The following is a 14,709-nucleotide window of genomic DNA, read 5'->3' on the forward strand; positions in this document are numbered from 1 at the left end:
CTTGCGGTCATGTGCTGTCACTGGTCGTCTGCGAGTTGGGCCTCCAGCTCCTCGATCTGGCTCTGCGCGAGGTCCAGGAGGGAGAAGTCGGAGGGGGTGTGCCCGCCGGCGGCGGGGTCTTCGGTGTGGGCGGCGAGGCCGCCGAGCAGCTCCTGCCAGGCCCGGCCGAGTTGGTCCAACTCTTCCGTCCGGCCGCGGAGTTCGAGGGTCAGTGCGGGGCCGTTCGGTGTGTCCCGCAGTTCGGCGGTTGCGTGCAACGCGTGGGCCGAGGGCCGGACGGCGGGCCGGGCGAGGGGCTGCCACGGCTCGCCGGTGTCCGGGGCGGCGTGGCCGTGGTAGCCGAACGCAAGCGTGGGAGGGGCGAGGGCGGCGAGCCGGGCCGCGGTCCGGGGATTGAGGTGACGCAGCAGTCCGTATCCCAGTCCGTCGCCCGGCACCGCGCGTACCTGCTCCTTGACCGTCTTCAGCAGTTCTCCGGCCGCCGCGCCACCGGCCCGTGCCGAGCCGAGGCCGAGTCCGGCGAGCTCGACGCGTACGGGGATGTCGTGCGCGAAGCGGCCGACCGTACGGGACGGATCGACGCCGTCGACGGGCCGGCGGCCCGAGATCTCAAGGTCCATCACGGCGGTGGTACCGCCCTCCACCACGGCACCGACGAGGGCGGCGAGGACCACTTCCGACGGTTCGCAGTGGAAGGTCTCCGGGGTGCGGTGGGTGAGCACGGCCGTGATCTCCGGTGTCAACGACCAGGTGGCACGGGCCTCGTTGCCGGCGGCCGGGATCCGTTCCCCGGCCGCCGACTGCGCCGCCCAGCCGTCCAGTTCCCCGACCCGCGCGTCGGCCGTCGCCTGCTCGGCGAGCAGTCGCGCCCAGCGACGGTACGACGTGCTCTCCGGCTCCAGTACGGGTTCCCGGCCGGCCGCCGCGGCCTCGTACGCCGTACGCAGGTCGGACACCAGGATCCGCCACGACTCTTCGTCCACGACCAGCTCGTGGACGACGACCACCAGCCGGCTGTCCGCGCCGGCGTCCGCCCACACCAGCCGGACCAGGACGCCCTCGGCCGGGTCGAGCCGGGACGCGGCGTCGGCCACGGCGCCGTCGAGCGGCGTGCCGGCGTCGACCCGGTCGATCAGCCCGGCCGTGTCCGGTACGCCGGGCTCGCCGACGACCAGCTCCTCGCCGATACGGCAGCGCAGCATCGCGTGCGTGTCGAGCACCGCCCGCAGGGCACGGACCAGGGCCGCCGGGTCCAGGCCGGCCGGGACGGCGAGCTCCACCCACTGGGTGGGCGCGGTCCCGTCGGCCGGCACGGCCCGCATGGCCGGTGTCCACGGCACCTCACCGGTCGCCGCCTCCTCGGCGGCGGCCGCTTCGGCGAGCAGGGCGAGCCGCTCGGGCGTCTTCTCGACGAAGACCTGCCGGGGCGTGAGCACGACGCCCTCGCGCCGGGCCCGCGAGGCGAGCTGCATCGAGGTGATCGAGTCGCCTCCGAGCGCGAAGAACGAGTCGTCGGCGCCCACCCGTTCCAGGCCCAGGACCTCCGCGAAGAGCCGGCACAGCAGTGCCTCGGCAGGGGTACGGGGGTCGCGTCCGCCCGCACGGCCGGCGAAGTCGGGGGCGGGCAGCGCGCGCCGGTCCAGCTTTCCGTTGGGGGTGAGCGGCAGCCGGTCCATCGGCACGAACGCGGTCGGGACCATGTAGGCGGGCAGCCGCCGCTCGACGTGCTCACGGAGTTCTGCCAGCAGTGCGCCGGTGCCACGGCCGGCGGCGGGGTCGTTGGTGACGCCCGTCGGCGGCACCGGGGCGGGTGTGTAGACGTCCACCACGGCCGCGGACTCGGTGAGTCCGGTGCGGACGAGTACGGCGTCCACCTCGTCCGGTGCGGTCGCCGACCAGGTGACGCCGACCCAATAGCCGAGCCGGTCGCCGAGTTCGTACAGCGCCTCGACGTCCGGGCCGGTCACGGTCTCCTCGGCCGGGAGCGGTACTCCTTCGTCGAGGGCGCGGGCCAGCGCGACCTCGTGTGCCACACGGGAGTTGGGTACGCCCGTCAGCCGCAGCCGGTCGGGGTGCGCGGAGGTCAGATGGTGGACCAGCCCGGTGAGGTCGCCTGCCTCGGTCCACGCCAACTGGGGTGCGTCCGCGACGGTCAGGGCGGTCGTGCCTGTCCTTCGCAGCACCACGTCGTAGCGGTGCCGGCTCAGCTCGTTGTGGTGCGAGGCCCGCTTGAGCCGGATGTCGGCGCCCGCGGCGTGGGGCAGTTCTGTGCCGAGTGCGGCGAAGAACTCGGGGTCGACCAGCAGTTCCTTCTCGATGGTGAGGTTCTGCTCCACTGCCCGGCGCAGGGTGAAGACGTCCTGGTCGGCGGTCCGGGCGGCCTCGACGGCGGTCGCGAAGGGCCGCAGCAGACGGTGGTTGCGCACATCGCCGACGAACACCGCGCCACCGGGCACCACGAGCCGCAGCGCCCACTCCAGTACGCCTCGCAGGTAGTCGGCGTTGGGGAAGTACTGCACGACGGAGTTGAGCACGACGGTGTCGAAGTGCCCCTCGGGCAGCCCGTCGGTCTCGTCAGCGGCCTGCACCCGCAGCCGCACCTTCGCGGCCAGCTCCGGATCCCGCTCGACGTGCCGGCGCAGTTCGGCGACCACCGGCGCGGAGAAGTCCGTGCCCCAGTACTCCTCGCACTCCCCGGCGAGCCGGGACAGCAGCAGTCCGGTGCCGACGCCGATCTCAAGGACCCGGCGGGGCCGCAAGGCGCGGATCCGGTCCACGGTCCGCTCCCGCCACTCGCGCATCTCGGCGAGCGGGATGGGCTGTCCGTCGTAACTGCTGTTCCAGCCGGCGAAGTTCTCGCCGAACTCGGCTTCGGTGTGCTCGGCGTGCACGGAGTCGTACAACACCTGCCACTCGCCGACCTGGTCGCGCGCGATCCGCTCGTCGCGGTCGCGGTCGGCGGCGTCGGGCACGACGTATCCGATCAGTCGCCGCTCGCCGGGTGTGTCCTCGCGGGCGACGACCGCCGCCTGCGCGACGCCCGGGTGTTCGGCGAGCACGGCCTCGACCTCGCCCGGCTCTATGCGGTGGCCGCGCACCTTGACCTGCGCGTCCGCCCGCCCGGCGAAGACCAGCAGGCCGTCCTGTGTCCAGCGCGCCAGGTCGCCGGTGCGGTACATCCGCTCGCCGGGCGTGAACGGGTCGGGCACGAACCGGGTGGCGGTCAGGCCGCCCCGGCCCAGATAGCCGCGTGCCAGTCCGGCGCCCGCGACGTACAACTCGCCGGTGACACCGGGCGGGACCGGTCGCAGGAAGGGGTCGAGGACGTACGTGCGCCCGTTGGCGATGGGCCTGCCGATCGGGACGACGTCCGCTCCCGGGGCCAGCGGCGGGCTCATCGACGCGCACACGGTGGTCTCGGTCGGACCGTACGCGTTGATCATCCGGCGGCCGCCGGCCCAGCGGTCGGCGAGCGCGGGCGGGCACGCCTCGCCGGCGACCACCAACGTCCGCAGCCCGTCGGGGAGTTCGTCGGCGGTGGCGAGCGCGCTCGGCGGCACGGTCACGTGGGTGACGTCCCAGTGGCGCAGCGCCTCGGTCAGTGACACCTGCGGGGGCAGGGTCTCGGCGGGCGCGACTATGGCGGCGGCGCCGGACAGCAGCGCCATCAGCAGTTCGGAGACCGCCGCGTCGAAGCCGAGGGAGGCCAGTTGCAGGACGCGGGCGTCCGGTCCGACGGCGAAGCGGTCGATCTGCGCGGCGGCGAGGTTGCCGAGTCCGGCGTGCGGGACCACGACTCCCTTCGGGGCGCCGGTGGAGCCGGAGGTGTAGATGATGTACGCGGCCTGCTCCGGCAGCACCGGCGCCGCGGTGAACGGCTCGGCGGTCAGGGCCGAGTCGTCGAGTTCGTCGAGGACGACGATCCGGCCCGGGTAGTCGGCCGGCACGGCGGCCCGGGTCCGCGCGGTGCACAGGAGCACCGGGGGCGCCGCGTCATCGAGGAGATACGCGATCCGGTCGGCGGGGTGCGCGGGGTCGACGGGGACGAATGTGCCGCCGGCCCGCGAGACTCCGAGCAGGGCCACGACCATCTCCACCGAGCGCTCCACGAGCAGCGCCACCCGGGTCTCGGCGGCCACGCCGAGGTAGCGCAGATGGGTCGCCAGCCGCCCGGACTCCCGTTCCAGCTCTGCGTAGGTCACCTCGCGGCCGGCCCCGATCAAGGCTGTGTTGCCGGGGGTGCGCGCGGCCTGGGCGGCGAACAGTTCCGGAAGGGCTGCCCGCGGCCGGTCGGCCGTGGCGGTGTCGTTCCACTCTCCCAGCACCAGGTCCCGTTCCGCGGCGCCGGTCACGTCCAGCCGCCCGACCCGCGTGGACGGGTCGGCCACCAGTTGCTCCAGGACCCGCACCAGGGCGGCGAGCAGCTCGTCGACCTCCGCGCGCTCGAAGGCGTCGGGCCGGTAGACGAGGTCTCCGCGCACCCGCTCGTCCTCCAGGACCGCGACCAGGGTGAGCGGGTAGTGCCCCGCGTCCTCCGGAGTTCCGGCCGGCCGGATGGACAACGCGTCGGGGTCGCCGGAACCCAGCGGCGGGCGCGGGTAGTTCTCGTAGACGACGAGGGTGTCGAAGGTGGCGGCGGGCCCGGCCAGCCGCTGGATCTCGGTGAGTCCCAGGTGCTGGTGGGACATCAGCGCAACCTGCCGTTCCTGGAGGTCGGTGAGCATCTCCAGCAGCGGCTGCGCGCCGTCGAGCCCGACCCGTACCGGCAGGGTGTTGATGAACAGGCCGATCATGGACTCGACGCCCGGCAGCTCGGTGGGGCGCCCGGCGACCGTGGTGCCGAACACCACGTCGGTACGGCCGGTGAGCCGGGCCAGCAGGATCGCCCATACGCCCTGGAGCAGGGTGTTGAGGGTCAGGCTGTGCCCTCGGCCGAGGGTGACGAGCCTGCGGCCCAGTTCCTCGTCCAGTTCGTACGTCACCCGCTGCGGTTCGGCGGGCGCGGTGACCCGGTCGGCCGGGACCACCAGCGTCGGTTCGTCCACCGGAGCCAGCTCGGTCCGCCAGGCGGCGCGCGCGGCCTCCTTGTCCTGCCGGGCCAGCCACTCCAGGTAGCCGCGGTAGGAGGTGGCGGGCGGCAGGGCACGGGGGTCGCCGCCCGCTTCGTAGAGCCGGGCGACCTCGCTCACCATCACCGGCAGCGACCAGCCGTCGGATGCGATGTGATGGCTGGTGAACGCCAGCCGGTGGCGGCGCTCGGCGATGCGCACCAGCAGCACCCGCAGCAGCGGTGCGTGGGCGATGTCGAAGCGGTGCTCCTGGTCCTCGGCGGCCAGCCGCTCGAACGCCGCGAGCGCCTCGGCCTCGGGCAGGTCGGAGACGTCCTCGGCGCGCCACGGGATCTCGACGTCACGGGCGACGGTCTGCACGAACCGCCCGGACTCCAGCTGCCGGAACCCGGCCCGCAGCGTGGCGTGCCGGGCCACCACCGCCTGCCAGGCGGCTCGCAGCCGTGCCACGTCCAGCGGCCCGGTCAGCTCCAGCCAGCGCTGGCCCTCGTAGACGTCGGGCCCCTGCTCGTCGTACGCCGCGTGGAAGAGCAGCCCTTCCTGGAGCGGCGACAGCGGCCAGACGTCGGCGAGCTCGGGCACCGCCGCGTCGATCTCGGCGACCTCCTGCTGGGTGAGGTCGAGCAGCGGGAAGTCGGACGGGGTGTGGCCGCCGGCGTCCGGGTCGGCGATGTGGCCGGCGAGCCCGTCCAGCATCGCCAGCCAGGCCCGCCCCAGCGCCTCGCCATCAGCTGCGTCCAGCACCTCGCCGGCCCAGCTCAGGCTCAGGGTCAGCTCCGGCCCGTCCGGCGTGTCCCGTACGGCGGCGCCCGCCTCGATCACATGCTTCACCGGCGTGGCGGGGTCGACCGATCCCCCGATACCGGCCGTGGGCTGCCAGGGCTCTACGGCCGTGCCGGTCGGAGCAGTTGACCGGCCCAGGTAGTTGAACCCGACCTGAGGGACCGGGAGTTCGGCCAGAGTCGGCGCGGTCTCCGGGTTGAGGTGCCGCAGCAGTTCAAAGCCCAGCCCGTCACCCGGCAGGCGGCGCGCCTGCTCCTTCACGGCCTTCAGCAGCGCCCCCGCCGCCGGACCACCGGCCAGCGCGTCCGCGAGGTCGACTCCGGCGGTTTCGAGGCGCACGGGCTTGACGCTGGTGAACCAGCCGACCGTGCGAGACAGATCGACACCGTCGAGCGCCTCGCGCCCATGACCCTCGATGTCGAGGAGCACCGCGGCACCGCCCTCCTCTGCGGTCCGCTCCCGCCAGTGCGCGATGCCTCCGGTGAGGGTGGCGAGCAGCACCTCGTGGACGCCGCAGTGGAAGGCGTTGGGGGCGCGGTTGACCAACTCCCGGGCCTGCGCGGGCGGCAGGGTCCAGGTGGAGCGGCGCACGGTCGACGCGGTGTCGCGCGCGGGGTCGAGCGCCCGGATGCCGATCGGGGCGTCGCCCTCGCCCAGCAACTCGGTCCAGGCGGGCACTTCGGCGACGCGGCTCTCCTTGCGCGCCTCGGCGGCCAGCTTCTCGGCCCAGCGCCGGAAGGAGATCCCGGCCCGCGCCGGCTCGGGCTGCCGCCCGGCGGCCGTGTCCTCGCAAGCGGCTCGCAGGTCGCCGAGCAGCACCGGCCAGGACACGGCATCGACGGCCAGGTGGTGCACGGCCAGCACCAGCCGCCCGGTCTCGGGGCCGGCATCGATCCACACGGCCTGTGCCATGACGCCGGCCACGGGGTCGAGCCGGGTGACGGCGTCGCGGGCGGCACGGTCGGCGAGCTCGTCGAGGGTGCCGGGGGTCGCGCCGATCCGGGTGACCAGTCCTGCGGCATCGACGCTGCCGCGCTCGGCCACGAGCAGCCTGGGCTCCGCCCCGGGTTCGACGCGGGCGCGCAGCATGTCGTGCGTGTCGAGTACGGCACCCAGGCCGGCGGCCAGCGTGTCCTCAGCGAGGGCGGCCGGCACCGCGACCACCGCCCACTGGGCGAGGCCCCCGGTCTCCACGGCACGCGGGGCCCGGTCGCGCAGTGCCAGCATCACCGGTGTCCACGGCACCTCGCCGCCGGAGTCCTCCTCGGCGGTCTCAGGACCGGTGTCGTCCGCGAGGCGGGCCACGGCGGCGATGGCGGCGGGCGTTTCGTGCTCGAAGACGTCCTGGGCGCTGAAGGCGATGCCCTTGCGGTTGCCGCGTGCGGCGAGCTGCATCGACATGATGGAGTCGCCGCCCAGCTCGAAGAAGCTGTCCGTCACGCCGACCTGCTCCAGATTGAGGACGTCGGCGAAGAGCTCACACACCAACTTCTCCGCAGCCGTCCGGGGCTCGCGGCTCGCCGTGGCTGTGAACTCCGGTGCGGGCAGGGCCTTGTGGTCGACCTTGCCGTTGACGGTGAGAGGCAGGGCGTCGAGTACGACGAGGGCGGCCGGGACCATGTAGTCGGGCAGGGTCTGTGCGAGTCGGGCACGCAATTCGTCGGGGTCTGCCTGGTGCCCGTCGGAGACGAGGTACCCGACGAGCCGTTTCTCGCCGGGCCGGTCCTCGCGGGCGACCACGACGGCCTGGGCGACAGCAGACTGCGCCGCCAACGCGGCCTCCACCTCGCCGAGTTCGACCCGGAAGCCACGGATCTTCACCTGCGCGTCCGCACGCCCCTCGAAGACGAGCTCGCCGTCCTCCGTCCAACGGGCCAGATCACCCGTCCGGTACATCCGCTCCCCATCGGCGAACGGACAGGCCACGAACCGCTCGGCCGACAGCCCCGCCCGCCTCAGGTACCCACGGGCGAGTCCCGCCCCGGCGATGTACAGCTCGCCCGCCACTCCCGGCGGCACCGGCTGGAGGAAGGCGTCAAGGACATACACCTGACGGTTCGCCAGCGGACTGCCGACCGGCAGCACTCGGTCCGTGCCCTCCCCTGGCTCCAGCAGATGCCAGGTCGCACACAGCGACACCTCGGTCGGCCCGTACAGATGCCGCACCCGCACCTCGGGGCACGCGGCCCGCACCCGCTCGACTGCTTCCAGGGGGACGACGTCTCCACCGGTGAGTACTTCGCGGGCGCCCGTGAAGCACTCGGGTTCTTCGTCCGCCAGCACCCTGAACAGCCCGGCGGTGACGTGCACATGGGTCACCCCTTCCGCAATGTGCTGCCGTACCGCCGCGGCGTCCACCGCCACACCCGGCTCAGCGATGACCACCCGGGCCCCGCTCGCCAACGGCACCCACACCTCGAACAACGAGATGTCGAAAGCATGCGGGGCATGAAACAGCACCGCATCACCGGGACCGACACCCCAACCCGTCTCACCGACCAACGCCGCCACACTCCCGTGCGGCACAGCGACACCCTTCGGCGTCCCCGTCGAACCGGACGTGTACATCACATACGCGAGATCGCCTTCGGCGACCGCAACAGACGGAGCCTCGCCACCGCCCTTCCCGACCGCGTCGATCGTCAGGGCAGGTGCGGAGTCCTCCAGTACAAACGCGACGCGCTCCGCCGGATAGGCACCGTCCACCGGGACATAAGCCGCCCCGGCCTTCCACACCCCCAGCAGAGCCGCGATCAGATCCAACGACCGCTCCAGCCGGACGGCCACCCGATCCCCCCGACCGACCCCGCGCTCGCGCAGGTAGGTCGCAACCCGGTTCGAGTCCGCGTCCAGTTCGCCGTACGACACCTGCCGCTCGCCGTCGACGACAGCCACCGCCTCCGGTGCCTGCGCGACCCGCGCGCGGAACAGCTCCAGCACCGAGGAACCTGGCGTCCGACGGGTCGTGGTGTTCCAGCCCTCCACCACCAGCCCGCGCTCCAGCGGGCCCACGACATCGACCCGGCCGACCGGCGCCGACGGATCGGCGACCAGCTGTTCCAGAACGCGTTCGACCTGCCGGGCCACGTGGAGGGCCTCGTCGCGGTCGAAGAGATCGGGGCGATAGGTGACGTGGACCCGCATCCGGTCGCCGGGCATGATGCCGACGGCCAGCGGATAGCTGGTGCCGGCGCGGGTGCTGACGCGTTCGACTGTGACTTCGTCGTCCGTGGCGGCGAGACTCGACGGGCCACCCGGATAGTTCTCGAACATCAGCATGGTGTCGAACACGGTGCCCGCGCCGCCGAGCGACTGGATCTCGGCCAGGCCGACGTGCTGGTGAGCGAGCAGGGCCGACTGGCGGTCCTGAAGCCGTGCCAGCATCCGCAGGACGCTTTCGGCGCCGTCGAGCCGTACCCGTACCGGCAGCGTGTTGAGGAACATCCCCACCATCGACTCCACGCCGGCCAGCTCCGGCGGGCGTCCCGCAACGGAGATGCCGAAGACGACGTCCGTACGCCGTGCGAGCCGGCTCAGCACCAACGCCCAGGCGCCCTGCGCGAGCGTGTTCAAGGTCAGGCCGTGTTCGCGGGCCACGGAGGTCAGAGCGCGGGTGAGCTCCTCGGAGAGCAGCAGCGAGTCGCCTTCCGTGGCCGCCGGTCCCCGGCCCGCGGTGGCGGGCGCGATGAGCGTCGGCTCGTCGGCACCCGCCAGTTCGGCCCGCCATGCCTCGTGGGCCGTGTCCTTGTCCTGTCGGGCGAGCCAGGCCAGATGGTCGCGGAAGGAGGGCGCCGGGCCGAGGCCGGAGGCATCGCCGTCGGCGGCGTAGATCCGGGACGCCTCGTCGAGGGCGATCGGCGTGGACCAGCCGTCCAGGAGGATGTGGTGGGAGGTCATGACGAGGCGGTGGCGTCGCTCACCCAACCGGATGAGGAGGAGCCGCAGCAGTGGGGCCCGTGTCAGGTCGAAGCGTTCGGCGCGTTCCCGTTCGGCCAGGGCCTCGGCCTCGGCGAGGGCCTCCGGCTCGGGCCGGTCGGACAGGTCGACCTCGCGCCATGGGGGTTCGGCCGCGCCGGTGACGGCCTGGACGGTGCGGCCGTCGGCGAGTTCGTGGAAGCTCACCCGGAGCATGTCGTGCCGGGCGACGAGAGCGTTCCAGGAGCGGTGCAGCCGCTCGGAGTCGAGCGGCCCGGTCAGGTCGAGCACGCGCTGGGTCTCGTAGACGTCGGGGCCCTGGTCGTCGTAGGCCGTGTGGAAGAGCAGGCCTTCCTGGAGCGGGGAGAGCGGCCAGACATCGGTCAGGCCGGCGACCGTGGTCTCCAGTTCCTCCACGTCAGACTGGGTGAGAGCGTTGAGCGGGAAGTCGGACGGGGTGTGGCCGCCGGCCGACGGGTCCGCGAGGTACGTGGCGAGGCCGGTGAGGAGGGCGAGCCAGATGCCGCCGAGCTTCTCCGCGTCGTCGGCGTCGAGGATGTTCCCGGCCCAGTTCAGCGTGAGGGTCAGCTCCGGGCCCTCCGGCGTGTCGCGGACGACGGCGGCGGCCTCGACCGTGTGCAGCAGCGGCGTGTCGGGGGCGATGGAGCCGCCCGGTGCTGACGGCCCGGCGGCCGGTGCGGCGGGGAACCGGCCGAGGTAGTTGAAGCCCACCTGCGGGGAGGGGAGTTGAGCCAGGGCCGATGCCGTGTCGGGGTTGAAGTGACGCAGCAGCCCGTAGCCGAGGCCGTCCCCGGGCACGGCCCGCGACTGCTCCTTCACCGCCTTCAGCAGGGCCCCCGCGGCCGCTCCCCCGGCCGACGCGTCCGTCACGTCGATGTCCGCCGTGTCCAGCCGCACGGGGTGCGCATCGGCGAACCAGCCCACCGTGCGCGACAGGTCCACGTCGGAGGCGAGCGGCTCACGGCCGTGGCCCTCTACATCCACCAGCACCACGCTGTCCGCGCCGGACCGGGAGCGGGCGACCGCGCCCGCCAGCGTGGCGAGCAGCGCCTCGTGGACACCGCAGTGGAAGGCGGCGGAGATACGGCCGATGAGGTCGTGGGCCGGCGCGCCGGACAGGGTCCAGGAGCGGTGCCGGAGGGTGTCGGCGGTGTCGCGGGCGGGGTCCAGCGCCCGTGCGCCGATCAGGGCGTCACCGTCACCGAGCAGCTCGCGCCACCGGTCCAGTTCCGCGATCCGCCTCTCGTCCCGCGCCTCGGATTCCAGCAGCTGAGCCCAGCGCCGGAACGAGGTCCCCACCGGGTCCAGGTCCGCGGCCCGGCCCGCGACGGCCGCCTCCCACGCGACACGCAGGTCCGGCAGCAGAATCCGCCACGACACGCCGTCCACCACCAGGTGGTGCACGACCAGGACCAGCCGCCCCGCCCGCTCGGGCCCGGCGTCCACCCACACCAGCCGCGCCATCACTCCGGCTGCCGGGTCCAGCCCGTCCGGCGCTTTCCGCGCCGCCCGTTCGACGGCTCCGTCCAGGTCCTCGTCGGTTCGGAGTGTTACCCGCTCCACCAGCGCGGCGGCGTCCACGGACCCGCGCTCCGCGACCACGAGCGTCGTCGTGTCGGCGGCCACCCGGGCACGCAGCATGTCGTGCGTGTCGAGCAGGGTCCCGAGGGCGGTGGTCAGAGTCTCCTCGCCGAGCGCCGGTGGGGCCGCCACCACCGCCCATTGCGCGAACCCGGGACGGGCCGCGGCACGGCCCAGGGCGCGCATGACGGGCGTCCAGGGCAGTTCACCTACGGCGTCCTCGGGCGTGGTCGTGGTCCTCGTCGCGGCCGGTCGGGCGGCGTGCGCGAGCCTCTCGGGTGTACGCAGGTCGAAGACCTGGCGCGGCGTCAGGACCAGATCCGCCCGGCCTGCCCTGGCGACGACCTGCATCGAGGTGATCGAGTCGCCGCCCAGGTGGAAGAAGTCGTCCTCGGTGCCGACCCGCTCCAGGCCCAGCACCGCCGCGAAGATCTCGCACAGCGTCCGCTCCGCGTCGGTGCCCGGCTCGCGACCCTTGACCCGGACGGCGAAGTCCGGTGCGGGCAGCGCCCGGTGGTCGACCTTGCCGTTGGCGGTCAACGGCAGCGCGTCGAGCACGATCAGGGCGGCCGGGACCATGTACTCGGGCAGCACCTTCGCCAGGTGCTCGCGCAGCAGCTCGGTGTCCACGTCCTCGCCGTCGGGGACGACGTACCCGATCAGCCGCTTCTCCCCGGGCCGGTCCTCGCGGGCCGTGACCACCGCCTGGCCGACGCCGGCCTCCGCGGCCAGCGCCGCCTCCACCTCACCCAGTTCGACGCGGAATCCACGGACCTTGACCTGGGCGTCCGCCCGGCCCACGAACACCAGCTCGCCGTCCGAGGTCCAGCGCACCAGGTCGCCGGTCCGGTACATCCGCTCCCCGTCCGCGAAGGGACAGGCGACGAACCGCTCGGCCGACAGCCCGGCCCGCTTCAGATACCCACGGGCCAGACCGGCACCGGCGATGTACAGCTCACCCGTCACACCGGGGGCGACGGGATGCAGATAGGCGTCGAGGACGTACACCTGACGGTTCCCCAACGGCCTTCCGACCGACAGCACTTGGGGCGACTGGTCGCCCGGCTCCAGCAGCTGCCAGGTCGCGCACAGCGACACTTCGGTGGGGCCGTACAGATGCCGTACCCGGACGTCGGGGCAAGCCGACCGCACCCGTTGCACGGCCCTCGCTGGCACGACGTCACCGCCGGTGAGCACCTCCCGCACTCCCGTGAAGCACTCCGGCGACTCCTCCGCCAGCACCCGGAACAGCCCGGCGGTGACGTGCACATGCGTCACTCCACCGGCGATGTACTCCCGCACGGCAGCCGCGTCCACCGCCACTGATGGCTCGGCGACCACGACCCGGGCCCCGCTCGCCAGCGGCACCCACACCTCGAACAACGAGATGTCGAAGGCATGCGGGGCATGGAACAGCACCGAGTCATCCGGCCCCACCGCCCAGCCGGGCTCCCCGACCAGCGCCGCGACACTCCCGTGCGGCACGGCGACGCCCTTCGGCGTCCCCGTCGAACCGGACGTGTACATCACGTACGCGATGTCGTCCCCGGCCACGGGAACAGAAAGGGGGTCGCCGTCGAGCACCGAAGCCTCGTCGAGCGGCACCAGCGGGGCCGGCACGCCCTCGGGTACGACGACGCGTGTCCGCTCGGAGTACACCACGGCCGCCGGATCGCAGTCCGTGAGCAGGAACGCGATCCGCTCCGCCGGATATGCGGTGTCCACGGGGACGTACGCGGCCCCGGTCTTCCACACCGCGAGCAGCGCGATCAGGAGGTCAGTCGACCGTTCCAGCACCACGGCGACGCGGTCGCCCGCGCGCACCTCCCGGTCAGCCAGGTGCCGTGCCAACTGGCCCGATCGAGTGTCCAGTTCGGCGTACGTCAGCTGTCGTTCGCCGTCCGAGACCGCGATGGCGTCCGGTGTCCGGGCCACCTGTCGGGCGAAGAGTTCCAGGACGGATTCGGCCGGCCGGTCGGCCGCGGTCGAGTTCCAGTGGTCGATGACCCGGGCTCGCTCGGCCTCGCCTATCGCGTCGACGCGCCCCACCGGCTGCCGCGGGTCGGCCGCGAGTTGCTCCAGGACTCGGACGAGCCGGCCGAAGACGGCCTCGGCGGTCTCACGGTCGAAGAGGTCGGGGCGGTAGTCGAGTTTGAAGAGCATCCGATCCTTGGGGACGGCGACGAGGGTCAGCGGGTAGTGGGCCGTCTCCTGGCCGGCGGCGAAGCGCAGGGTGAAGGCGTCAGGGGCGGCGGGCTCCTCCGGCGGGCGTGGATAGTTCTCGAAGACGACGAGGGTGTCGAAGACCGCGCCCGCGCCGCCGAGCCGCTGGATCTCGGCGAGGCCGAGGTGCTGGTGGGCGATGAGCGCGGACTGGCGGGTCTGGAGCGCCTTGAGCATCTCCACCGACGGCCGCTCGCCGTCGAGTTCGACGCGTACGGGCAGGGTGTTGATGAACATGCCGATCATCGACTCGACGCCCGCGAGCCCGGCGGGGCGGCCGGCGACCGTGGCACCGAAGACCACGTCCGTACGGCCGGTCAGCCGCGCCAGGACCATGGCCCAGGCACCCTGGATCAGCGTGTTGACGGTGAGGCCGTGCTGCCGGGCCAGCCCGGTCAGCTCACCCGTCAGCTTCTCGGGGATATCGGCGATCAGACTCTCGGGCAGGACGGGCTTACGGCCCCGGTCGGCGGTCGCGACCAGCGTGGGCTCCTCGGCACCGAGGAGTTCGCCCCGCCATGCCTCGCGTGCCGTGTCCTTGTCCTGGCGGCCGAGCCAGGCGAGGTAGTCGCGGTAGGAGCTGGGCTCGGGGAGTTTCGCGGCGTCGCCGCCGGCCGCGTAGACGGTGGTCAGATCGTGGAGCAGGACGGGCATCGACCAGCCGTCCATGATGATGTGGTGGCTGGTGACGATGAGCCGGTGCCGGTTCTCGGCCAGCCTGACGAGGAGCAGACGGAGCAGGGGCGGCGCGGCGAGGTTGAAGCGCTGCGCCCGGTCCTCGGCGGCCAGTTCCATGAGCCGTGCCGCCGCCGTCTCCGCGTCCAGCGCCGACAGGTCTTCCATCCGCCACGGGAGTTCCACCTCGCGTGCGATGACCTGCACTGCCTCGCCCGACTTGCGGCGCCGGAAGCCCGCCCGCAGCACCGGGTGCCTGGCCAGCAGCGCCTCCCACGACGTCCGGAGCAGGTCGGCGTCGACGGGGCCGTCCAGGTCCAGGAGCCGCTGCCCCTGGTAGACGTCCGGCCCGTCGCTGACGAAGGCCGCGTGGAACAGCAGTCCCTCCTGCAACGGCGACAGCGGCCAGACGTCCTCGACCTGGGATCGGGTCATCGCGTAA

General features: G+C 73.1%; 1 protein-coding gene. It reads right to left on the minus strand.

Annotated features, from left to right (window positions below):
* Window positions 1–17: 17 nt before the first annotated feature.
* Entirely contained in the window at window positions 18–14,702 is a 14,685-nt protein-coding gene (locus CP983_RS01480) for a non-ribosomal peptide synthetase (RefSeq protein ID WP_150498200.1), read from the minus strand.
* Window positions 14,703–14,709: the final 7 nt, after the last annotated feature.

It is taken from the genome of Streptomyces chartreusis, assembly GCF_008704715.1.
GTDB lineage: Bacteria > Actinomycetota > Actinomycetes > Streptomycetales > Streptomycetaceae > Streptomyces > Streptomyces chartreusis.